Source organism: Fodinibius sp. (assembly GCF_034521915.1).
In the GTDB taxonomy this organism is placed as follows: domain Bacteria; phylum Bacteroidota; class Rhodothermia; order Balneolales; family Balneolaceae; genus Fodinibius.
Window position 1 is genome coordinate 87,692 of the sequence record NZ_JAXHLU010000017.1, and the last position, 21,310, is coordinate 109,001.

Below are 21,310 nucleotides of genomic sequence, written 5' to 3' on the forward strand. Positions count from 1 at the left end.
GTTAATACGTTTGAGTGTCTTTGTACATCTTTTCTCCGGCCGGGATCCCTATCGGTAATTTATTTTGGGAAGGAGGAAGCGGGCAGGTGGCAAAGTCAGTAAATACGCAGGGCGGATTGTATGCTTTATTGAAGTCGATATAGGTAGTGTTATTCTCATTGGGTGTTGGAATATAGATATATCGACCGCCTCCATAAGTGGATTCTCCGTTGGTTTTATCCCCAAAAATGATGAAAAACTTATCGTCTTTTTCGGGATGATTTAACGGTGCCAGGCTATACTTTTCACCTTTAAAGGAAAATTCAAGCATACCGTGCAGCGTATCCTGCATACCTTCATTTAAGATATCGGGGACGGTAATCGGTTTGGGGCTTTTAAAAGGTTTGAACTTCGCTTTTATCTTCCACTTTTGGTCGATTGGAAAGCGTTCTATGCCATCAAAAGCGGCCAGGTTTGGATGCTGCTCATCCACAAGACGGATGTAGTAATCCCCTCTTCTTTCAAGGAGATACCAGACTAACGATCCGTGTTTTAATACGGTGCCAGATCTTGCATTTCCGGGAATCATAGTAACTTTGGAGACTGTATCCTGCTTATGTGTGACCACTACATCGTCATCTACCTGAACGGTAACGGTTGTATCTTCTTTATTGATTGTCCCAATTGTAGGAGCAGCCATAGGGGGAAATATGAGGTCGTTTGTAGAATCGGAGCCGAAGCTATGTTGACCTTCTTCCAGCTCATATAATCCCGCCAGCTTAAGCCAGTCTTCCGGACCCAAAAGGTTGTTAATGCGAAGTTGATGCCAGTCGTTTATTTCTTTGGCATAATCAGCCTCGGTTTGTTTCTGCTTGGAACTACAGCTAATAATTGCCATAGATAGAATAAAAATTGCAATGCCGGATACCGTAAAATGTTGCCAGTTAATCATGATTGAAATAGTCTGATAAAATGACTTCAACTTTTAAACAGAAATGATAAATACTGCGTTTATAGATAAGGGTATTTATTGCAGTTAATTTAATGATAAGTCAAGATCTACCTGCTCATGTTTTTGATAAAATAGGGGAATAAAAAGAGCCATCAGGTAACATAGAATACCAATTACAATAAAAGCAATGCCAAAGGTAAAATCGTATTCCAGCCCATTCATCCGAACCAGTAAGTTATACCAGTCATGCGATTCCTTTCCCAAACCGCCGATGAGAGGTAATTGTCGGGCACTACCATCTGCGGCATAGGTAGCTACATCCAGCCAGCTAAAACCGACTAATAAATAGGAAAATTGTAGTCCAACATATTTTCGATTGATCCAGCAGTAGCCGAGAATACCCAAGGGAAGTAAGATTTGAAGGAGTGATCCGCCGAGAATCGTTAGAAAACGAAAGCCAAGCAGCCCGAAAAAAGTGTGCCCGGCTTCATGGACGATTAATAAAAAGGTATCAACAAACAGATAGACAATATCGAGGGGAAAGGGATAGCTATAATTCACTGCAAAGAAGATGTTGTAATTCAGAGCCCAATAAATCTGATGCAGGGAGTAGAGCATAAATGGCAGCATCAGCAGGGAAGCCCACCATTTTTTCAAAAAAGCAATAGCTTGTTCTTTTATTTGGTCGGAGTTCATTATCGGTTAAATATTTCGCTGAATGTTTTGTTTCCCCTTTATAAAATATTCCCAGACGATTGTTTTTTTGAGCATTACAGCTGGATTTTCCTCGATCTCCCGTTGCTTTTGCAGAAGGCGACGCTTTTGATAGGTATTATGGAATCCTTTCCAGAAATCACGATGAGCACGATAAATTGCTTTCAATGATTCCAAATCTCCGTCTGAAAGCGTTTTAAATGCTGCCGCTATATCGAGGAAATATCGACCGATAAATTGCCGGGTAATAGAACGGGCACTACTGTTTTTCCAGATCATCCTGAGGTTATTACGGTAATTGTAGTACAGCTTTCGGGGAGAGTCCATGGGCAGCGATCCACCTCCCAAGTGATAAACAGTGCTCTCGGGACAATAGCGAACGCGGTATCCCATATTCCAAAGACGCCAGCAGAGGTCGATTTCCTCCATATGAAATTCAAAATCCTCATCGAATGGACCAATCTCCTCAAAAAGCTCCTTGCGAACGGCCAAAGCTGCTCCGCTGGCCCAGAAGATATCTGATTCATCATCGTACTGCCCCTGATCTTTTTCCAGCGTATCGAAAATACGTCCGCGACAAAAAGGATAACCAAACGTATCTAAAAATCCACCGGCCGCTCCGGCATATTCAAAATAGGAGGGATCTTCATCCCAAAGCATTTTTGGTTGTACCGCGGCAATATCATCATTTTTTTGAAAACAGGCTGCAAGTTCGTCAAGCCAATCGGGTTCAACCCGGACATCATTATTGAGGAAAATAAGGACATCACCTTTGGCATGGGGTACAGCTCTGTTATTTCCACCGCAGTATCCATAATTTTTATCGAATTCTGCGATCTTTACATCAGGATAATTGTCTCTTATCCATTGTTTAGATCCATCCGTAGAGGCATTATCAGCTAAAATAATTTCGTAATGGGGGTATTCAGTAGCAGCAACGCTCGGAAAATATGTTTTAAGATGATGCAACGCATTCCACGATACAATAATGATGCTGAAAAAGGGCATATTTGATTTTGAATGACCAATAAATTGTTTTTCTTAATGTTTTCCTGCAATCATAAAATAGTAACATACGTTATTGCAGAGCTGAAGATGATAAAGAATCGACTATGATCAAAGTTGGATTAATTGCAGATACCCATTCATATCTTGACCCCCAGGTTCTGGAGTATTTTGAAGACCGGGACGAAATTTGGCACGCGGGTGACTTTGGAACCATTGAAATTGCCGATACCCTGAGCGATATAGCTCCGCTAACCGGAGTTTATGGCAATATTGACGGGCAGGATATACGCCAAGAATATCCCCTACATCAGCGATTTACGCGCGATGGTATTAATTTTTGGATGACCCATATCGGAGGTACATTGGGGCGGTATTGCATTCCGATCCGGGATGAGATAGAAAAAAATCCTCCGGATGTTTTTATCTGCGGACACTCGCATATTCTGAAAATTGGACGAGATCAGGAGAAAGACAGAATGCTTTTCATTAATCCAGGTGCTGCAGGACGATACGGCTTTCAGGTGTATAGAACTTGTGTTCGTTTTTCTATTGATGGGGGCAAAATCCAAGATGTTGAAGTGATTAATCTTGGTAAAAAGGGAGAAGGGTAGAACTATTCTTCAAATCTGTTAATCAGTTCTACGGCATGAAAAGCCGAAAGCGTGACCAGTGGTATTCCACCGCCGGGATGCGTGCTACCGCCTACCAAATACAATCCCTTTACCGATCTACTTTTATTTTTGGGACGCATAAAAGCAGCCAGCTTGCTGTTTGATGAAGTACCGTAAATACTTCCTTTGTTACTCCGATATTTTTGGTAAAAATCTCTGGGAGTAATGGTATTTGAATATTGGATATGATCGCGAAGGTCGGTTAATCCGTGTTCTTGAAGTTTGCGGATGATCAATTCTTTGCACCAACTTTCCTCGCTTGACCAATCTACATTATCAGATAGATAAGGTGCGTTTACTAAAATAAACAGGTTGGAACCTCCTTCAGGAGCGTGTTCAGGATTTGTATAAGACGTATTGGCGATGTAGATAGTTGGATCTTCGGGCATTACCTTATCCTCAAAAATCTGCTTAAACTCCCGCTGGTAATCCTCCGAAAAGAAAATGTTGTGATGAGTCAGTGCATTATACGATTTATCAATGCCCAGCATAAGAACAAAGCCGGAGCAAGAAGGTTCTACATTGGCAACTTTCTTTCTTTTCAAGAATGAAACATCTTCTTTGTTTACCATATTAAGATAGGTTTCCGAGGCATCTGAATTGGAAACCACGATATCAGCAGTATGAAACTCTCCCGCAGTATCAGTGATACCTGTAATTCTATTATCAGCGGTATTTATTTTAGCTATTTCGGTATCATAATGGATGTTTACGCCCTTGCTCTCTGCAAGTGTTGTAAGGGCTTTAATAAGAGTGTACATGCCTCCATTGAGATAATATCCGCCCAGGGAAAGCTCAACGTATGGAATTATATTGAGTGTGGCTGGAGCTTGATAAGGTGAAGAGCCATTATAAGTGGTAAACCGCTTAAAAAACTGTTGCAGTTCCTCTGATTCGAATTCTTTATCTATACGGCCGGATACGGTTTGAAAGGCGTCAATTTTAAAGAAATCTATAAAGTTGAGATTACCCAGATCCGAAAGTCCGTACAGGGGATTATACAGAAAAGCATCTTTTGTGCGTTCGAAAAGCTGTTCAGCGTATGATATAAATTGTTTGTATGCCTGCACATCATTGGGGGCAAATTCTTGAATTTGAGCAGTGTTTAAGCATGTATCCTGATAACAATCGAACTGTATGCCATTGGGATAAAAATACCGGCAAATAGGGTCTACCGGTTTAATATCGAGATAATCACTCATTTTTGTATCACAATACTCAAACAGCTTTTCGAGGATAAATGGCATGGTGAGCAAGGAGGGACCGGTATCGAAGCGGTATCCATCAATTGAGACTTCATTAATTTTTCCGCCCGGTGAACTGTTCTTTTCTAATATTGTTACATCATGACCTTTATGAGCCAACAGGCAAGAGGCCGCAAGTCCACCGAGGCCAGCGCCAATGATTTTAATATCCATATCGCTTGATTATAAGAATTCTAAGAGCAATTGTAACCATGCATTTTAATTCTTTATAGCGCTGGAGGAGTTTTAACAATCTTTCACGTATTAATAAAGATGAATATTTGTATCTGAAAAATTGAAAACTATCTTATGGACTAATGAATTCTCAATCTGTACTAAAAATAATCTGATATGCAACGCACCACTAATATCGATACCTATTATTCAATACTGATATTCGTTTTCATATTTATGGGAATTGCTGATTCTGTGAAAGGGCAGTCAGTGAAGGCACCAGCAGATACTGCAATTACAACGCAGCACGAACAAACTATAAACGGGCAGAATGTTAATTATACAGCTACAGTTGGAAATCAGCCGGTGTGGAATGATGATGGCAAACCTATTGCCACACTTTTCTATACCTATTATCAACGAACGGATGTGGATGATGACGAACGTCGTCCGCTTGTCATTTCCTTTAATGGTGGACCGGGTTCAGCCTCGGTTTGGATGCATATTGGATATACAGGTCCCAAGAAAGTAAAAATTAGTGATGAGGGATTTCCCGTGCAGCCTTATGGGGTAGAGAATAATCCGCATTCTATACTGGATGTAGCCGATATTTTATATGTGAATCCTGTAAATACGGGTTTTTCACGTATCTTGGATGATGACGTTGATCGGGAAAAGTTTTTTGGAGTAAATACAGATATTGGATATCTGGCAGACTGGATTGACACCTTTATCTCACGAAATGATCGGTGGAAGTCGCCGAAATTTTTAATTGGGGAAAGTTATGGAACCACGCGTGTTTCCGGTTTAGCTAATGAGCTGCAATCATCGCAGTGGATGTTTCTAAACGGAGTAATCTTGGTTTCACCTACAGGTTTGGGCATTGACCGCGATGGTCCGGTTGATGATGCGCTGACCCTGCCATATTTTACAGCAACCGCTTGGTATCACAATGCATTGCCGGATAAACTACAGCAGCAGGACTTAGACGAGATATTACCCAAAGTAGAAAATTACACCGTTGATACGTATATCCCGGCGCTTACTCGTGGCGGAACGTTAAGCGATTCTTTAAAACAGCGCATAGCTGAGAAAGTATCTTATTATTCCGGAATTGCTGAGGAAAAGATTCTGGATCGAAACCTGCGGATGTCTACTTCGTTTTTCTGGAAAGAGTTACTGCGCGATGAGAAAGAGCTTACCGTAGGTCGTCTGGATTCACGCTATAGGGGACAGGATCGCGAAAATGCAGGTAACCGATATGATTATGATCCGGCTTTAACCGCTTGGAATCATGCTTTTACGCCTGCTATTAATGATTATTTGCGTAACAGTTTGGGATATAATACCGATCTACAATACTGGATGTTTGGTCCGGTTCATCCCTGGAATCGCGACAATAATCGAACTGGTGAAAATCTGCGGTCGGCCATGGCTGAAAATCCATATCTCAATGTTTTGGTACAGTCGGGTTATTTTGATGGCGGTACACCGTATTTTCATGCAAAGTATACCATATGGAATATGGATCCCAGTGGTAAGTTGCAAGATCGTATATTATTTAAAGGATACCGCAGCGGACACATGATGTACTTGCGAAAAGAGGATCTGCGTACTTCTAATGAAGATATCCGTCAGTTTATTCGTCAGTCTATTCCAGAAGAGGGCATGCCGGCCAAATACTAAATCATATAAGCTACAAAAACCCGTAACGTTTTGATAACGTTGCGGGTTTTCTTAATTATGGGAAATAATGCAGGTAAAAATACTAACATTCCGGAAATATCATCATGATTTCTCTTAAATATATAACAATAGCAATTCTTTTAATTTTGATAAGTATGGGATGTTCTTCGACTACAGCATCTTCGGAGTATTATCTTTTTGTCGGAACCTATACGGATGAGGCCAGCGACGGAATTTACCTGTATAAATTTAATGCTGAGGACGGAAGCGTTGATTCATTGGGTGTAGCCGGCGGCGTGGAAAATCCATCTTATCTGACTCTTTCTTCCGATTATTCTAATTTGTATGCCGTGAATGAGAGGGCCGATTCTTCAGAAGCCTCTGTGAGTGCTTTTGCTTTTGATAGTGAAGCTGAAAAGCTCACGTTTATCAATAAGCAGTCGAGTATGGGCGGTGCTCCCTGCTATGTGAGTATTGATTACAGCGGACAGGCAGTTTTTGTTGGAAACTATCTTGGTGGATCGGTGTCGATGTTTCCGGTTCGTGAAGACGGTTCTCTCGGCAAAGCCAGTGTAACCATTCAGCATGAGGGAAGCAGCGTAAATAAAGATCGCCAGCAAAGTCCGCATGTTCATTGCACCTATCTGTCCCCAGATAATAAATACCTGCTGGTTAATGATCTCGGAACTGACAAAGTGTATGGCTATGCATTTGATAACCAAAGCTTGAATTTACAGAAAAACCCCTCTTTTACGTACCAGGCTGTAGCAGGGGCGGGACCGCGCCACCTTACTTTTCATCCCAGTGGAACGTTTGCTTATCTCATAAATGAGCTTAATGGCACTATTGTGACTTTTAAATATCAAGCTGATTCGCTACAGAAGTCACAAACCATTAGTACACTGCCCGAAAATTATGATGGAGCGATTTCGGGAGCTGATATTCATGTATCCCCCGATGGGCGATTTCTCTACGCCTCGAATAGGGAGGATCTGAATAATATCGTCACATACGCTATTGACCCAAAGGATGGTACGCTAGAGAAAGTTGGCTCGTATTCATCCGGTGGGGTACATCCACGAAATTTTGCGATTGATCCAACGGGAAATTATTTATTGGCAGCGAATCGAAATACAGACAACATTGTAATCTTTGAGCGAAATAAAGAAAATGGGGCACTTTCTGCAACCGGCAACGAGATCGAGGTATCACAACCGGTGTGCCTGAAATTAATACCGACAGATTAGAACGCTGTCAACTGCGTTTGTTATCCTCTCAACCTGAGTTTTGCTACCGTTTCAATATGGTAGGTCTGGGGAAACATGTCGACTGGTTGAACTTCTTGGATATCGTATACTTTATTGAGCTCTTTTAAATCACGAGCCATTGTTGAGCTATTACAGCTTACGTACACCAGCTTAGGGACTTTCAGTTCCTTGAGTCGCTCAACTACGTCGGGGTGCATTCCGGCCCGTGGGGGATCGGTGATCAGGCAATCTGGTTCACCGTATTCATCGGTAACCTCCTCGGTAAATACATCTTTCATATCACCTTCAATAAATGAGACATTGGTAACCTCGTTTTCCCGGGCATTTTTCCTGGCATTATTAATAGTTACCTCTTCTAATTCAATGCCAACAATCTTCTTACAGTATTCACTTAAAAAAAGACTAAGGGTTCCAACACCACAATAAAGATCATATAGAATGTCGTCTTTATTTAGATCTGCAAATGATTTAGCAACTTCATAAAGCTGTTCAGCCTGGGCAGTATTCGTTTGAAAAAAAGCATTGGCATCAATAGTAAAATGGTAGGGACCAATATGATCGGTGATGTAGCCCGGACCATAAAGGACTTTCTCATATCGTCCTTCGGCCGTAGGAGATCGCGTATCATTTATATTATTGATAATTGTAGTAATATCCGGAAACTCGTCGATTAATGCATTCGCAAGTGCTTCAACCACATCCTGATCATCCTTGTAGGTAACTATATTCACCATCAGATCATCGGTATAATGGGCCTTCCGAATAATAAGATTTCGCATAAATCCTTCATGATCTATGCGATTATAAGGGGCAATATCGTGTTCAATACACCAGGTACGAACGAAATTTAGGATTTTAAATGAAATAGGATCTTGCAGATGACATTCATTTAAGTTTAGAATCTTATCAAAACGTCCGGGCGCGTGTAATCCCGCTGCAAAACAGCGGTCACTCACAAATTCATCGCGGTTGATTTCTTCTTGACTTAACCACCGTTTATGACCCATCGAATATTCCATCTTGTTGCGATAGTAAAACTTTTGGTCACAAGCAATTGTAGAGTTTACCTCAATATTTGTTAAGTCACCAATGCGATGCATATGATCTTCAACCTGGTCGCGCTTAAATTTCAGCTGCTTTTCATAGGATACATGCTGCCAGTTGCATCCGCCACAGTTTTTAGCATGCTGACATTTTGGTTCAATACGATCGGGACCGGCTTCGATAACCTCAAGAAGTTTGGCCTCTCGGTAACTCTTTTTCTTTTTGATAATACGTGCTTTTACGCGGTCACCGGGAGCAGTATTTGGTACAAAAATTGCTAATCCATCAATTTTGCCAATTCCTTTGCCTTTATAAGCCGCCGAATCGATCGTAAGCTCTACGTCATCCCCTTTTTTTATAGCCATTTTCTACCACTAAAATATTTAAAAAATTAATTTTCCTCTTTTTGGGGTTCCATATAAGTCTGGAATTGCAATGAGAAGGCACGTTCAGCTGAACTTGCCTTTTTAAGCTCTTTAGTCGTGATCTCGAGCTGCTTCATTGCAATCATTGCAAGTGTTTCCATAAACTTAACGGCAATGGTGGGATGTCGTTTTTTGAGTGTTTCAAAATCCGGTTTGAAGAATCCAAGAAGGGTACAATCTGTAAGACATTTGGCACTTGAAATGCGACGCAGTTCATAACCAATAGAAAGGGCTCCAAAGCTTTCAGGAGATTCAATTACATAGCTATGTGTTTCTTCATCCTGGGTACCTGGTTCAGGTTCAACAATAAGCTCTACTTTACCATCCTCAACAAAGTACATGCCGGTACCGGGATCACCCTGATAATAAATATATTCGTTTTCTTTGTATTGTCTTCGGTGACAATATTGCAAAAACTCCGAACGCTCAAGCATGGTCAAGTTTTTTAAAAAACGAGATTTGAAAACAAGATCACTCTTATTTTTCATATTGTTGAATTGCTTGGAACCAAACATGCCTTAAGAATTTATTTATAGATTTAATCCATCCATAATCTACTAAGCTATATGGATGGTAACAATTGATTATTGCTAAAAAGAATGACCGATGCCAAAGGTTAAATAAGGACTTCTATCTTCGAACCATCCGCGTTGTAGATCGTGGATCCGAAATGCAAAATCAAGTCGAATAATTACGTATTCCCAGTCCAGTCGCAATCCCAATCCAGATCCAACAGCTATTTGGTTGTAAAAGTTATTGAACTTGAATTTACCGTTATCAACAAGTTCTTGAAGGTCATTATCAGATGTATTCTGGCCATTAGTGTTTGAGGACGAAGACGGTAACTTTGTACGAGGACCATACCATACATTGCCGGCATCAGTAAACCAGGCTACAATCCAATCAGCAGATAAAAAATTTCCTATAATCTGTTGTCGTAGCTCTATCTGCGAAAGCAATTTTATTTGCCCTCCATTAATGGTTACATCATCCAGGGAGATACTGCCTGGCCCCAAGCTGTAAATATCCCATCCTCTAATGTCGTTAGCACCGCCGGCATAAAAACGCTGATTTAGTGGAACGGAAGTACTTTCGCCATAGGGTAGGGCTACTCCCAAAAATCCCCGGTATCCTAATACTGCATTATTGGATAATGGAATATATCGTCGGTAGTCAGCTGTTCCTTTAACGAACCTGCTATATGCCAAACTGTTTTGGCTACCGGGGAAAATAGCCGGTAAATTTCCCTCGAGGGTATCTGGGGTTACAACTAAGCGATCTGTCAGATAGGGAATATTACCTCCCGAAGCAATGGAATATTCGCTAAAATAGCCGTGGTCCCTTTTTATTAAATCGGTTCTTTGACTACGAAATGTATATCTGAGAATTGATGAAACCTGGGGGCGAAAATCCTCTTCAATTTGTCGGAGCTGAAAAGAATCTTTCCCAAAACGATTGCGAAGTGCTTCACGAAATTCCGGTGAAGGGTCGGTATCAAGGAGATCAAGTTCGATAAGATCTAAAAAGCTGGAATAACGCTGGTTATGTTGTACCTCGTAACGAAGATTAAATCTGATGTCAGAGTTGATATCGAAAAGCAGTTGATCGGAGCGTGTAAAGGAAAGTGAATACCTGGTACGTCCGTTTGAGAAGAATAAATTATCATCAAGGGAAGAAAAAGGGAAAATTAATCGGGGTAGCGAATATTCTATACGGGTTTCAAAACTTTGAAAAAATCGACCATCAAATGACTGTGAGCTGGAATCAGCTTCAGAAGCAATATCACGGACGGTTTCTGATCGTACGTATTCGAAGCTGCCATTAACGCCTATTTGAAAGTTTTCAGCTTTGCCAAATAAGTTGTTATTGGTGTATGTTACGCCAGCCCCTGAACCAAATCCATATCGCCTCATTCCAAATAAATTTAAGTTTATCGAATGTTTGGGAAGGGTTTGTAGTGAAAACATTACCGGTATTTCCTTTTTGGAGTAGTCGGGCAACGAACCGTCTTTACTTAATCCAAACTGACGTATATTGAGCATCCCCAGATTCTGAAACTCATTAACCGTTCGTATATAAAGGGATTGGTTAAATATATCACCAGGCTTGAATAATACCTGATTGGTTAATAGCTCGAATTTTGTTTGGGTAGATTCTCCCTTTTTAAGAAAAATGGATTTGTTATTGATGGTAAAAGGAGATTGCCGAAGGGTATCAGTTTGATTGTAACGCAGAGAGTCGCCAGGACCACTAAGACTAATATATAGATCACCAAATCTATACTTTTTTCCTGGATTGATGGTAAAGAGGGCATCAAGCTGGTTGGGTTTGGTTGTATCTCTTTTAACCAGCAAATTTACCGAATCACGCTGAACGGCAGCATATCCATTATTTTTTAGAAAGTTGATAAGTCTGTTACGCTCCACATTAAGCTGATTCTCGGAATACTGCTCATTAACGGTAAATGTTGAGTCGTTTAATTGCTTGGCGGTCAGAGGGCTTTTATTCAGAAACCGGTTTATCTTTTCAGGTTCCTTGAATTCGGGAAGCCCGGTGTAGGCTAATGTTTTAATAGTAAAGGCTGGTCCTTCGTCAATAAGGAAAGAAACTTCAACTCTGTCTTCCTTAAACTCAACGATATTAGTATCTACCGAAGCCTCCAAGAAGCCTATCGTTTTATAATATTGTTTGATGCGCTCAATATCGTTGGCTACGGTCGCCCGATTCAGATAAGAAGGGGGTTCTCCCCAACTATTTGTGAGTTGCCAAATGAAATACCAGGGCGTAAAACGTGGTATTCCCAGAAATTCCCGGTTTGTTTGTGTTCGGATTAATGTTTCAAGCGTATTGCCTTTTACATTATCGTTACCGACAAAACGAACAATACGGACAACTTTATCGGTAGTATCGCTTTCAATAGCCAGATTCTGAGATACACCTCTATCTACACAGATCAGTAAAAAACCGCTGAGCAGTAATGAGCTTATCAGAGCGCGAGAGAAAAAAACTTTCAAGAAATTTTGGACTTATATTATTCAAAAAAAACGGCTGCATGATAAAATCATGCAACCGCAAAAATAGGTTCTTTTCAGATCAACTTCTTTTAAACATCGTCGTAATCGAAGCCTTCGTCATCTTCTTTGTGGAAGAAATCTTCCTTTCCGATATAGTCGGGCCAGATATCTTCTATGCCTTCATATACTACATCTTCTCCTTGTTCAATTTCTTCGAGTTCATATAAATTATCGAGTACCTGCTGAGGACTCCCATTACGTTCGGCCCACTCAATGAGCTCATCTCGCGTTGCGGGAAAAGGTGCCTCATCTAAAACGGCTGCTAATTCAACAGTCCAAATCATAAAATGTATTTCAGTTTTGTTATTTTAAAGTTCAAGTAAAATCTTATCTACCTATAAAAAGGTTCGACACATTAAATTCAAGTCAATTTTTAAGGAAAATGCAATTATTTTTTCCTTTTTATGACTCAAAGGTCTAATAAATTATTGTTATCTTCCTTAGTTATAATTGTAAACTAAAAACAAAGGAAATTATTATGGGAAGTTTCGGCGGAATGGAGGTTTTGATTATCGGTTTGGCAATACTTCTTTTCTTTGGCGCTAAACGAATTCCCGAACTAGCCCGGGGACTTGGGCAGGGGATGAAGGAATTCAAAAAAGCGTCTAATGAAATAAAAAGAGAACTGGAAGAGGGCCAAGAAGAAGGTATGGATTCTAATTCCAACTCTGAAGAGAAGACACAAAAAAAGCAGCAAGATTAACTAAATCCATTCTAATCCATTGAGTTTTACAAGTTTCAGCCAGATTCAACAGTCAATTCAGACTGGTGATCTTTCACTTTCTGATATTGTACAGTCGTATATTGATAATATTGAACAGAATAATGATGAGATTAATGCAGTAATCGGCATCGACAAGGAGGAAGCCCTAGAAAGAGCAGATGAGATACAGCAACGTATTGATAATGGCTCAGCCGGCAAATTAGCGGGTATGGTTATCGGTGTTAAGGATCTGATCAGCGAAAAGGGTAAACAACTAACGTGTGCCTCAAACATACTTTCCGATTTTGAAAGCGTTTACGATGCTACGGTTATAAAACGATTGCGAAATGAAGATGCTATTCTATTGGGACGCTTGAATATGGATGAGTTCGCCATGGGGTCATCTACGGAAAACTCTACTTATGGTCCTGTAAAAAATCCTATTGATACTTCCAAGGTTCCGGGTGGTTCTTCCGGGGGGAGCGCAGCAGCCGTTGCGGCCGAATTTTGTACAGCTTCGCTCGGTTCCGATACCGGAGGATCAGTCCGTCAACCGGCTTCCTATTGTGGCGTTGTAGGACTAAAACCGACCTACGGACGAGTGTCGCGCTATGGATTGGTTGCTTTTGCTTCTTCATTTGATTGTATTGGACCGCTTACAAATTCTGTTGATGATGCTGCGCGGATCCTTGAAATCATTGCCGGACCTGACCCCAATGATAATACCTCTTCAAGCCGAACGGTACCTAACTATACGAAGTTTACTGAAAATTTGGAATCCAATATCAAGATTGGAGTTCCGGAAGAGTATTTTGGTGAGGGATTGGATGATGAGATCCGGAAAGGGATTAAAAATAAACTCAGTGAGCTCGAAGAATCCGGTGCCGAGCTGGTTCCCATCCATCTTCCGCACATGAAATATAGCATTGCCACGTATTATATTTTGGCTACCGCCGAAGCTTCAAGCAATTTAGCACGGTACGACGGTATTCGATATGGGCACCGTGCTGATATTGAAGATGTGGAACAGGATCTTAAAGAAGAACAAGAGATTTTAGAAGAGCAGATTAAGCAGGCTCAAGGAGAAGAAAAGCAAGCTTTGGTTGATCAACTTAATGAAATGGATTCTTCGCTGATCAGATTATACAAGAAAAGTCGTACAGAGGGATTTGGCCCAGAAGTTAAGCGTAGAATTATGCTGGGTACCTATGTGCTCAGTGCCGGTTATTATGATGAGTATTATGCCAAGGCTCAAAAAGTGCGCCGATTGATCAAGCAGGACTTTACCGAGGCCTTTGAGGAAGTTGATGTCATCGTATCACCAACAGCACCTACTACAGCCTTTGATTTGGGTTCTAACCAAGATAACCCGGTGCAGATGTATCTCAACGATATTTATACGACTTCGGCTAATCTGGCGGGTATTTGCGGCATTAATGTTCCGGCGGGCACGCACACCAATGGTCTGCCTTACGGTATGCAGTTAATGGCAGATGCCTTTGAAGAGGGTAAACTGTTTAATGCGGCCAAGCTGGTTGAACGGTTGGATTAATTTCTAAATATATTCTTATGCAAAATCGGATCGAGGGCAAATGGACATTTATCACGGGAGCTACGGCCGGGATAGGGAAAGCTATCGCGAAAATATTTGCTGAGTCGGGCAGTAACCTTGTGTTAAACGGGCGTCGTAAAAATCGTCTTGAGGAGTTAAAACAGGAGTTGGAAAAGCATCATAATATTGAAGTTGCTTTGGCTCCGTTTGACGTGAGAGACCGTAAAGCAGCACAACAGTTTCTAAATGGTTTCTCAGAGCCTATCGATATTTTGGTAAATAATGCAGGACTTGCTAAAGGTGTGGATGCTGTTTTTGATGCCGATCACGAAGACTGGGATACGATGGTTGACACTAATATCAAAGGGGTTCTAAATATGACCCGCTTGATAACACCACAGATGAAAGAGCGCAATCGCGGTCATATTATAAATATCGGATCTATTGCGGGACACGAGAGCTATCCGGGCGGATCGGTATACTGTGCTACCAAGCATGCTGTTAAGGGATTTACAGAATCCACTAAAAAAGATCTGCATGGCACGAAGGTACGCGTAAGTATGGTATCACCGGGTTTGGTGGAAACAGAATTTAGCGAGGTTCGTTTTAAGGGCGATAAAGATCGAGCCGATGAAGTCTATGAGGATATGAAGCCGTTAGTAGCTGAAGACATCGCTGAAATTGTCCATTTTATAGCTAATCGACCGCCTCATGTAAACATTATGGATACGATTGTTTTCCCCGTTGCTCAATCATCTTCAATGATGGTACATCGAGATAATGAGTAGTTTTCGATTTTTATTATTTATTCTTGGGGTTACATTTATCATCATTTCATGTAGTAGTGGAGGGGAAGATCGATTAAATTTTGAAGAGCAAGGACGTGAAGTTCCGCAATTTAATGCCGATAGCGCCTATCATTTCATTGAACGTCAGGTAGAATTTGGGCCACGGAACCCCAACTCAAAAGGACATCAACAGGCCAAAGAATATTTTTTAAATACGTTACAACAATATGCCGGCCAGCGATTTGTGTATTCTCAGGATTTTACTGCTAAGGGATACAATGGCGATACGCTGGCGCTTTCAAATATTATTGCTTCTTTTAATCCACAAAGCAGTGATCGAATTATGCTTTGTGCCCACTGGGATACGCGTCCCCGTGCCGATAAAGACTCTGCCAACCAAGACAAACCCATACTTAGGAGCCGATGACGGTGCCAGTGGGGTTGGAGTGCTATTGGAATTTGCCCGTCTGTTTAAAAAAAATCCTCCACCCATTGGCGTCGATATAGTGTTATTTGACGGTGAGGATTATGGTAAGGAGGGTGATTTATCTAAATATTTTTTGGGATCACGCCATTGGGCCAAGAATCCACCCGTTGAAGGATATTCACCAAGATTTAGCATTTTGTTGGATATGGTAGGAGGGCGAAATGCCCGGTTTCCCAAGGAAGGATATTCGATGCAGTTTGCCCCGGCACTGGTAAATGAAGTCTGGTCTATTGCTAAAGGGGAAGGCTTTGATGAGCTTTTCATACAAGAGATGGGAAATAAAATTTCTGATGATCATGTCGTAATTAATCGTATTCTCGGTATTCCGACTATTGATATTATTCGTCATAATCCGAACTCAAAAAACTCACAATTCGCTCCTTATTGGCATACTCATGATGATGACTTATCTATTATCAGTAAAAAAACATTGGATGGAGTAGGCCAAACCTTGCTGCAGTTAATATATAATCGAGTAAATGTATCGGAGTAGTTTTTATAGTAATCTCATGATATGAAGTATTTAAAACTGATTATACAAATTGCTGATAAGTATCAAGAGCCCCTGATTGCCGAGCTTTTCGATATGGGTTTTGATGGATTTGAGCAGCGTGATAATCAGGTTATCACCTATATCCAGAAAGAACTTTTTGGGATTAGTGACCGAGAGCGCATAGATACGTTACTTGCTGCTTATCCGGGCGATGGTTTTATCGAAACCGAAGAAGTGGTAGCTGACCAAAATTGGAATCAGCAGTGGGAGGAGACGATAAGGGCACAAACGGTCGGCGATTTTTTTATTAAGCCTACATGGTCACAAGAAGCCGTGCCTCAAGATAAAATTCTGCTCGAGATTGATCCCAAAATGTCATTTGGTACGGGATATCACGAAACAACACGGTTGATGTTAAAATTGCTACCCGATGTTATCACCAAAAATGATTTTGTAATTGACGCGGGGACTGGAACAGGAATTCTGTCTATTGCAGCCATTAAACTTGGCGCCCGCCATGTTTTTGCTTTCGATATTGATGAGTGGAGTATATCGAACACAAAAGAAAATATTTTATTGAATGACGTAGAAAAAAATATTGATATAGAGAAGGGGTCATCAGAAGTTCTATCAGAGCAAGATAAAGTTGATGTGGTTTTAGTAAATATTGAACGAAATACCATTCTTGAAATTTTTTCCGATCTGGATGATGTTCTTAAAAAGGGAGGATCGATGGTGCTTTCGGGTCTGCTTGAGAAGGATAAATCATCTATTTTATCTATTCTGGATCAAAAGTATCAAATTGTAGATGTCCCCCAAGAAAACGAATGGATCGCTATTCAAGCTAAAAAGACGGTATCGTGAAAGCCTCAATAGATATCGGTACTAACACGGTTCTGCTTTTAGTTGCAGAAGTTGGTGAAAACAATCTTAAAATTATTGAAGAACAACAGCGCGTTCCGCGTTTGGGAGCCGGTGTAGACGACAGCAAAGAGCTTTCAAACGAAGCGATGCAACGGGTAATAGAATCACTGAAGGACTTACAGGAGATAGTTAATGAAAACTATCCTGGAGTGAGTGATATTTTTGTTACTGCAACCAGTGCAGTCCGTGACGCTAATAACCGGGCTTTTTTTATTGATTTGGTAGAGCAGGAAACGGGGTTGCAAATCGAGGTATTAAGCGGAGTGGAAGAGGCGGAATATACGTTTTTGGGGGCGCAAAGCGTCTTGGATAACGTTGACGGCCCACAGATGATTATTGATATTGGCGGTGGAAGTACTGAAATAGCTTATGGAGAGAATGATTTACAAGATCGCTATTCTTATGATATGGGGTGCGTTCGTTTCACTGAGCGATTCTTGAAAAGTGATCCTCCGGCAGATTTTCAAATGCAACAATGCAGGAATGAGATTAAAAGAGTTTTAGCGGAGCACGAATTCAATGTGACAGATCAGACAACACTGATTGGTGTAGCAGGAACGGTAACTTCGCTGGCCTTTATTGATTTGGAATTATGTTCTTATGAGGCTGGAGTATTGTCGGGACACATCATTACAAAGAAAAAGCTTGAAGAGTATATTATACAATTCAGCGACTATACATCGGACGCCTTGGAACAAGAATATCCAGTCGTGATGAAAGGGAGAGCAGATATTTTCTTAGCGGGACTGCTAATATTGGATGAATTTATGAATGAGTATAACTTTGGAGAGCTTATAACATCAACGGGTGGTATACGACATGGTACTATCCTAGTGAATAAGGGTAAATAAAAAATGGATGGCATCTCTTAAATGCTGAGACACCATCCATTAATATATCAATTAGACTTATTATAAGGCAAATCGAACACCGGCTGCAAAAACTAATTGATCTGCGTCTCCCCCTAATCCTCCAAACTTTAATTCACTAAATAAGTTGGCGAAATCAAGAGCATATTCAATTCCTGCCCCTAAATTAAGCCCAAACTCAGATTCAGAATCGGATCCGCCAAAGGTACCAAAGCCCGGAACGGTTTGTTGAGGAGTGTCAACAGTGACAATACCAATATTGATTCCAGCCAAGCCGTAAGCCATAAGCTCATCTTCGCTGTAGAATATGTAATTACCATTAATGTTGATTCCAATCAAAGAAACATCAACGTCTCCTTCCGATTTTGGAAAGAAATAGGTAAAATCAGCAGTAGCACGGAATTCTTCATTAATAGTATACAAGCCTTCGAATCTTAATCCCAAATCATTATCCAGATCATCAAATTCGAATACGCCTGTACCAAATACCAAGCCGACACCTATTTTTAGATCTTGTGCTTGTGTTTGATTACTGTATAACAAAAACAGACCCGTAACTATCATTAATACATTAATTGTTCTCTTCATAGCATTTTTATTTAATTATTGTTTAAAATCCCCAATTAAAGAGTAGCTTTGGGAATACTCTCTATATCTTTAATTACATAATATCGCAAATAATATGTAATTAACTACTAAAAAGTGGATACATTTATGAATTTCCTAAAAAAATTAACAAAAACGAAAAAGTGAATTGAGTGGGAATAAAGCGACACTTTTACTAAGTTTGAACCCAAATTAAATAAAGTAAATATTTTCCTGTCATAAGTGGGAATGTCTGAATCAAACGCTTCGAACAAACAATCATCTGATTCGCCTCGAGAAAATGCATCCGAAAGCAGTCTTGAGGATGATGTGCTTGTCAAAAAAGCAAAAGGGGGAGACGAAAAAGCCTATAAGAAGCTTGTTGACAAGTACGAGCGTGCTCTCTATTTCCACATCCTGAAGATGGTTAAAGATCGCGAACAGGTCGAAGATCTGGTACAAGAGGCGTTTGTTAAGGCATTTGATAACTTAAATACCTACAGTACCAATTACGCTTTTTCAACGTGGTTATACCGTATTGCCACCAATAATACCATTGACTATTTGCGCAAGAAAAAATTAAAGACACTCTCCATTGATAAGCCAATGAACACCAAGGATGGAGAGATGGAGATGCAACTGCCCGATGAGTCGGCCAGTACCGATCGGGACATCATCAAAAAACAGCGTAAAGAGATCGTACAAAATGCTATTGATGATCTTCCCAAAAAGTATCGAAAAGTGATAGAGTTACGGCATATGGAAGAGAAGAGCTATAAAGAGATATCGGATATTCTTGATAAGCCGTTGGGTACCGTGAAAGCGCATATTTTTAGAGCGCGTGAACTACTTTACAAAGCTCTTAAAGATAAGCGACATCGCTTCTGAAATCTTTACTTTTCTTGTTGAAGGCTTTGTGCTGCCGCTGCTACGTTATCTTTGTATTTCTCAAATTTTGCACGTCTTATTGCACTTCCTTCAAAAAGAGCATCGTATTGAGGGATGTCCAGCTCTTTCCAATAATTGATGTTATGATCTAATATCTTTTCTCTGGGAAACAAGTCTTCCATCTCACCATATGTGGCATCACGATTCCAGGGACAAACATCCTGACAGATATCACAGCCAAACATCCATCCGGCCAGGTCATCACGGTGTTCTTCGGGTATTTCTTCTTTTAATTCGATTGTTAGATAGGAGATACACTTGGTGGCATCAACTCTGTAGGGTTCATAAATGGCGTTAGTGGGGCAGGCATCAATACAGCGGGTACAACTGCCGCAGTGGTCGGTTACGGGCGTATCATAATTAAATTCTGCATCCACAATCATTTCGCCAATAAAAAAGAAAGACCCAAGATTCTTATTCAGGATATTCGAATTTTTACCCATCCATCCGAGTCCTGATTTTACCGCCCAAGCCTTGTCTAAAACAGGAGCGGAATCCACAAAAACACGTCCTTCTAGTCCGCCCAGTAGTTCTCTGGTTTGGGCAAAAAGTTTCTTCAACTTTTTCTTATACACTTTGTGATAGTCACGCCCCTGGGCATATTTGGCAATCTTGGGCTTATTATCCTGTTGCATTTGGCGTTCATGGTCGGGATGAAAATAGCTGCCAACAACTGAGACTACAGATTTTGACCCGGGAACAAGCTTTGTGGGATCTACTCGCTTGTCAAAGTGATTTTCCATCCAGCCCATGGTTCCGTGGCGGTCTTGGTTCAGCCACTCTCGCAGACGGCGTTCTTCTTTTTCGAGCCTACCTGCTTTAGCAAATCCGCAAGCGTTAAAACCTAATCGAAGGGCATATTCACGTACTTTTTGTGTGCGCTCACGGAGGTTCATTTCAGCAAAAAAGTTTAGTGCAGTTAATTTGCTGAAAGGTAACGTATTTACAAAGAAATGTTTAACAATTTTACCGTTGGCGAATAGTAATTTCGGACTTTCATTTCTTTAAGATTAACATGGTTCGTTTTTGAAAGTTCTATCGAAGGAATGGCTAATTGTGAATGGCCTTTCGAAAAATTCAGTAATGCAGATGATTGGTTAGTTCTCTTTTTAATACTCATACTATTAGCGATCATACCTCCAATAATTGTAGATGATAATGCGATACCAACACTTACCGCACTTGAAAAGTCACTGTCGAAGGCGTTTTCTGCTAAGAGGGATCCACTAACACCAATGCCGGTACCCACAATATTGCCTAAGAGGATATACCCAAATGAAGCATTATAAGGACCAGAGTTGGCTGCGATATATATCCCAGAAGATGTACCAATAAGATACCCTACAGCAGTTCCTAAGAAAAGTCCGGGCAGGGAGCTATAATCGTCTTCAAAACCGCTTGCAGCATAACCGGTAAATCCACCAACAAAAATGCCTCCAGCACCAAATAATGCTCCTGACCCAAATTGAAGGCCTAATTTAGACGCAGAAGGATTGTATTCGGTTGAAGCATTGCTTTGTAAAGCTATTGCTTCTGATTGCAGATGGGAGTCCTTCGTAAGTGTTGTGTTGTGCTGATGCCTGAGAAACACAGAGAAATATTATTGAGCTTATGAAAATCGTAACTTTTATAGATTTCATAAATAAATTGAACCTAATGAAAATCCAATGTTATGCTATAATCTACGCTAAACTAAAAACCAACAGCTTTAATAATTAATAT

22 protein-coding genes are annotated in these 21,310 nt (G+C 40.6%); 11 read left to right on the top strand and 11 right to left on the bottom strand.

Annotated elements, in window-relative coordinates; all coding sequences use genetic code 11:
* Window position 1: 1 nt before the first annotated feature.
* From U5J89_RS12805 to U5J89_RS12815, 3 genes are all read right to left on the bottom strand, one after another.
* The gene (locus U5J89_RS12805) at window positions 2–931 is read right to left on the bottom strand and encodes a DUF1684 domain-containing protein (protein ID WP_322576032.1); all 930 of its coding nucleotides are present in this window, start codon (window positions 929–931) and stop codon (window positions 2–4) included.
* 84 nt (window positions 932–1,015) lie between these two features.
* The gene (locus tag U5J89_RS12810) at window positions 1,016–1,627 is read right to left on the bottom strand and encodes a hypothetical protein (protein ID WP_322576033.1); all 612 of its coding nucleotides are present in this window, start codon (window positions 1,625–1,627) and stop codon (window positions 1,016–1,018) included.
* Window positions 1,628–1,633: 6 nt separating this feature from the next.
* Window positions 1,634–2,653 (bottom strand): glycosyltransferase family 2 protein, encoded by a 1,020-nt coding sequence (locus U5J89_RS12815; protein ID WP_322576034.1) that lies wholly within the window; start codon window positions 2,651–2,653, stop codon window positions 1,634–1,636.
* Between the two features lie 104 nt (window positions 2,654–2,757).
* On the opposite strand from U5J89_RS12815, the gene U5J89_RS12820 reads away from it, so the two are divergent.
* Window positions 2,758–3,264, top strand: coding sequence for a metallophosphoesterase family protein (locus U5J89_RS12820; RefSeq protein ID WP_322576035.1), 507 nt, complete (start codon window positions 2,758–2,760; stop codon window positions 3,262–3,264).
* A gap of 2 nt (window positions 3,265–3,266) precedes the next feature.
* Here the strand turns inward: U5J89_RS12820 and U5J89_RS12825 are convergent, their stop codons facing one another.
* The gene (locus U5J89_RS12825; RefSeq protein WP_322576036.1) at window positions 3,267–4,742 is read right to left on the bottom strand and encodes a phytoene desaturase family protein; all 1,476 of its coding nucleotides are present in this window, start codon (window positions 4,740–4,742) and stop codon (window positions 3,267–3,269) included.
* Between the two features lie 177 nt (window positions 4,743–4,919).
* Between U5J89_RS12825 and U5J89_RS12830 the strand changes: the two genes are divergently transcribed.
* Together U5J89_RS12830 and U5J89_RS12835 are read left to right on the top strand one after the other, a co-directional pair.
* Window positions 4,920–6,428, top strand: a complete 1,509-nt coding sequence (locus U5J89_RS12830; protein ID WP_322576037.1) for a S10 family peptidase — start codon at window positions 4,920–4,922, stop codon at window positions 6,426–6,428.
* A gap of 155 nt (window positions 6,429–6,583) precedes the next feature.
* On the top strand, window positions 6,584–7,675 hold the full coding sequence (locus tag U5J89_RS12835; RefSeq protein WP_322576038.1) for a lactonase family protein: 1,092 nt from the start codon (window positions 6,584–6,586) through the stop codon (window positions 7,673–7,675).
* A 20-nt stretch (window positions 7,676–7,695) separates the two neighbouring features.
* Here the strand turns inward: U5J89_RS12835 and rlmD are convergent, their stop codons facing one another.
* From rlmD to U5J89_RS12855, 4 genes are all read right to left on the bottom strand, one after another.
* Window positions 7,696–9,105: a 23S rRNA (uracil(1939)-C(5))-methyltransferase RlmD gene (rlmD, locus tag U5J89_RS12840; protein WP_322576039.1), complete on the bottom strand. Its 1,410-nt coding sequence runs from the start codon at window positions 9,103–9,105 to the stop codon at window positions 7,696–7,698.
* Between the two features lie 26 nt (window positions 9,106–9,131).
* Complete coding sequence (locus tag U5J89_RS12845; RefSeq protein ID WP_322576040.1) at window positions 9,132–9,653, bottom strand: cyclic nucleotide-binding domain-containing protein; 522 nt, start codon at window positions 9,651–9,653, stop codon at window positions 9,132–9,134.
* Between the two features lie 102 nt (window positions 9,654–9,755).
* The gene (locus tag U5J89_RS12850) at window positions 9,756–12,179 is read right to left on the bottom strand and encodes a BamA/TamA family outer membrane protein (protein ID WP_322576041.1); all 2,424 of its coding nucleotides are present in this window, start codon (window positions 12,177–12,179) and stop codon (window positions 9,756–9,758) included.
* Window positions 12,180–12,268: 89 nt separating this feature from the next.
* Entirely contained in the window at window positions 12,269–12,523 is a 255-nt protein-coding gene (locus U5J89_RS12855) for a DUF2795 domain-containing protein (RefSeq protein ID WP_322576042.1), read from the bottom strand.
* A 194-nt stretch (window positions 12,524–12,717) separates the two neighbouring features.
* Between U5J89_RS12855 and U5J89_RS12860 the strand changes: the two genes are divergently transcribed.
* Genes U5J89_RS12860 through U5J89_RS12890 form a run of 7 tightly spaced genes read left to right on the top strand, consistent with a single transcriptional unit; the run spans window position 12,718 to window position 18,037 of the window.
* On the top strand, window positions 12,718–12,942 hold the full coding sequence (locus U5J89_RS12860; protein WP_322576043.1) for a twin-arginine translocase TatA/TatE family subunit: 225 nt from the start codon (window positions 12,718–12,720) through the stop codon (window positions 12,940–12,942).
* Window positions 12,943–12,961: 19 nt separating this feature from the next.
* The gene (locus tag U5J89_RS12865; protein WP_322576044.1) at window positions 12,962–14,494 is read left to right on the top strand and encodes an amidase family protein; all 1,533 of its coding nucleotides are present in this window, start codon (window positions 12,962–12,964) and stop codon (window positions 14,492–14,494) included.
* Between the two features lie 17 nt (window positions 14,495–14,511).
* The gene (locus U5J89_RS12870) at window positions 14,512–15,282 is read left to right on the top strand and encodes an SDR family oxidoreductase (protein WP_322576045.1); all 771 of its coding nucleotides are present in this window, start codon (window positions 14,512–14,514) and stop codon (window positions 15,280–15,282) included.
* Window positions 15,275–15,709 (top strand): hypothetical protein, encoded by a 435-nt coding sequence (locus U5J89_RS12875; RefSeq protein WP_322576046.1) that lies wholly within the window; start codon window positions 15,275–15,277, stop codon window positions 15,707–15,709. Before U5J89_RS12870 ends, U5J89_RS12875 begins: the two co-directional genes overlap by 8 nt.
* The gene (locus U5J89_RS12880; protein ID WP_322576047.1) at window positions 15,657–16,262 is read left to right on the top strand and encodes a M28 family peptidase; all 606 of its coding nucleotides are present in this window, start codon (window positions 15,657–15,659) and stop codon (window positions 16,260–16,262) included. The genes U5J89_RS12875 and U5J89_RS12880 overlap by 53 nt, the downstream gene beginning before the upstream one ends.
* 21 nt (window positions 16,263–16,283) lie before the next feature.
* Window positions 16,284–17,126 carry a 50S ribosomal protein L11 methyltransferase gene (gene prmA, locus U5J89_RS12885; RefSeq protein WP_322576048.1) on the top strand — a complete coding sequence of 281 codons (843 nt, stop codon included), beginning with the start codon at window positions 16,284–16,286 and terminating at the stop codon, window positions 17,124–17,126.
* Window positions 17,123–18,037 (top strand): Ppx/GppA phosphatase family protein, encoded by a 915-nt coding sequence (locus tag U5J89_RS12890; RefSeq protein ID WP_322576049.1) that lies wholly within the window; start codon window positions 17,123–17,125, stop codon window positions 18,035–18,037. The genes prmA and U5J89_RS12890 overlap by 4 nt, the downstream gene beginning before the upstream one ends.
* A gap of 60 nt (window positions 18,038–18,097) precedes the next feature.
* Here U5J89_RS12890 and U5J89_RS12895 read toward each other — a convergent pair whose 3' ends face one another.
* Window positions 18,098–18,643: an outer membrane beta-barrel protein gene (locus U5J89_RS12895; RefSeq protein WP_322576050.1), complete on the bottom strand. Its 546-nt coding sequence runs from the start codon at window positions 18,641–18,643 to the stop codon at window positions 18,098–18,100.
* Window positions 18,644–18,889: 246 nt separating this feature from the next.
* Between U5J89_RS12895 and U5J89_RS12900 the strand changes: the two genes are divergently transcribed.
* On the top strand, window positions 18,890–19,528 hold the full coding sequence (locus U5J89_RS12900) for an RNA polymerase sigma factor (protein ID WP_322576051.1): 639 nt from the start codon (window positions 18,890–18,892) through the stop codon (window positions 19,526–19,528).
* 5 nt (window positions 19,529–19,533) lie between these two features.
* Here the strand turns inward: U5J89_RS12900 and queG are convergent, their stop codons facing one another.
* Together queG and U5J89_RS12910 are read right to left on the bottom strand one after the other, a co-directional pair.
* A complete protein-coding gene (gene queG / locus U5J89_RS12905; RefSeq protein WP_322576052.1) occupies window positions 19,534–20,484 on the bottom strand; it encodes a tRNA epoxyqueuosine(34) reductase QueG in 951 nt (316 codons plus the stop codon).
* 47 nt (window positions 20,485–20,531) lie between these two features.
* A complete protein-coding gene (locus U5J89_RS12910) occupies window positions 20,532–21,179 on the bottom strand; it encodes a hypothetical protein (protein ID WP_322576053.1) in 648 nt (215 codons plus the stop codon).
* Window positions 21,180–21,310: the final 131 nt, after the last annotated feature.

What these genes read in the sequence shown, in the direction of transcription:
- U5J89_RS12805 (WP_322576032.1), bottom strand. Translation starts at nt 931, where the DNA reads ATGATTAACTGGCAACATTTTACGGTATCCGGCATTGCAATTTTTATT.
- U5J89_RS12810 (WP_322576033.1), bottom strand. Translation starts at nt 1,627, where the DNA reads ATGAACTCCGACCAAATAAAAGAACAAGCTATTGCTTTTTTGAAAAAA.
- U5J89_RS12815 (WP_322576034.1), bottom strand. Translation starts at nt 2,653, where the DNA reads ATGCCCTTTTTCAGCATCATTATTGTATCGTGGAATGCGTTGCATCAT.
- U5J89_RS12820 (WP_322576035.1), top strand. Translation starts at nt 2,758, where the DNA reads ATGATCAAAGTTGGATTAATTGCAGATACCCATTCATATCTTGACCCC.
- U5J89_RS12825 (WP_322576036.1), bottom strand. Translation starts at nt 4,742, where the DNA reads ATGGATATTAAAATCATTGGCGCTGGCCTCGGTGGACTTGCGGCCTCT.
- U5J89_RS12830 (WP_322576037.1), top strand. Translation starts at nt 4,920, where the DNA reads ATGCAACGCACCACTAATATCGATACCTATTATTCAATACTGATATTC.
- U5J89_RS12835 (WP_322576038.1), top strand. Translation starts at nt 6,584, where the DNA reads ATGGGATGTTCTTCGACTACAGCATCTTCGGAGTATTATCTTTTTGTC.
- rlmD (WP_322576039.1), bottom strand. Translation starts at nt 9,105, where the DNA reads ATGGCTATAAAAAAAGGGGATGACGTAGAGCTTACGATCGATTCGGCG.
- U5J89_RS12845 (WP_322576040.1), bottom strand. Translation starts at nt 9,653, where the DNA reads ATGAAAAATAAGAGTGATCTTGTTTTCAAATCTCGTTTTTTAAAAAAC.
- U5J89_RS12855 (WP_322576042.1), bottom strand. Translation starts at nt 12,523, where the DNA reads ATGATTTGGACTGTTGAATTAGCAGCCGTTTTAGATGAGGCACCTTTT.
- U5J89_RS12860 (WP_322576043.1), top strand. Translation starts at nt 12,718, where the DNA reads ATGGGAAGTTTCGGCGGAATGGAGGTTTTGATTATCGGTTTGGCAATA.
- U5J89_RS12870 (WP_322576045.1), top strand. Translation starts at nt 14,512, where the DNA reads ATGCAAAATCGGATCGAGGGCAAATGGACATTTATCACGGGAGCTACG.
- U5J89_RS12875 (WP_322576046.1), top strand. Translation starts at nt 15,275, where the DNA reads ATGAGTAGTTTTCGATTTTTATTATTTATTCTTGGGGTTACATTTATC.
- prmA (WP_322576048.1), top strand. Translation starts at nt 16,284, where the DNA reads ATGAAGTATTTAAAACTGATTATACAAATTGCTGATAAGTATCAAGAG.
- U5J89_RS12895 (WP_322576050.1), bottom strand. Translation starts at nt 18,643, where the DNA reads ATGAAGAGAACAATTAATGTATTAATGATAGTTACGGGTCTGTTTTTG.
- U5J89_RS12900 (WP_322576051.1), top strand. Translation starts at nt 18,890, where the DNA reads ATGTCTGAATCAAACGCTTCGAACAAACAATCATCTGATTCGCCTCGA.
- queG (WP_322576052.1), bottom strand. Translation starts at nt 20,484, where the DNA reads ATGAACCTCCGTGAGCGCACACAAAAAGTACGTGAATATGCCCTTCGA.